Annotated in this window: 1 pseudogene; it reads right to left on the reverse strand. The window is 65.3% G+C overall.

The window, feature by feature from the left end:
• Positions 1–473, reverse strand: a pseudogene (locus tag MMG91_RS28840) (AMP-binding protein); the annotation flags it as partial.

Raw genomic sequence — 473 nt, forward strand, 5'->3', positions numbered from 1 at the left:
TCGTTGCGCCCCAGGTATTCGATGTTGCCGTCCGGCCGGTAGCGGCCGAGGTCGCCGGTGCGATACATGCGGGCATGCGGGGCGCGGCTGAACGGATCGCGGAGGAAACGCTCGGCGGTGAGGTCGTCGCGGTTGAGATACCCCCGCGCCACACCCGCACCGCCGATGTAGATTTCCCCCGGCACGCCCAGCGGCACCGGTTGCCCGTGCTCATCCAGCAAATAGAACTGGGTGTTGGCCACCGGTTTGCCGATGTGTGCGGCNGCACGCCCAGCGGCACCGGTTGCCCGTGCTCATCCAGCAAATAGAACTGGGTGTTGGCCACCGGTTTGCCGATGTGTGCGGCAAAGCCGTCTTCGCGGGCCATCGACACCCAACTTGAGTAGGTGGTGGTTTCCGAGGGGCCGTAGAGGTTGCACAGGCGTTTGACCTGGGTCTGTGCGAACAGGTTCTCCACCAGGCTGCGCTTGAGC

The sequence above is a fragment of the Pseudomonas sp. JL3 genome (assembly GCF_031570575.1).
Taxonomy (GTDB): Bacteria; Pseudomonadota; Gammaproteobacteria; order Pseudomonadales; family Pseudomonadaceae; genus Aquipseudomonas; species Aquipseudomonas cucumis.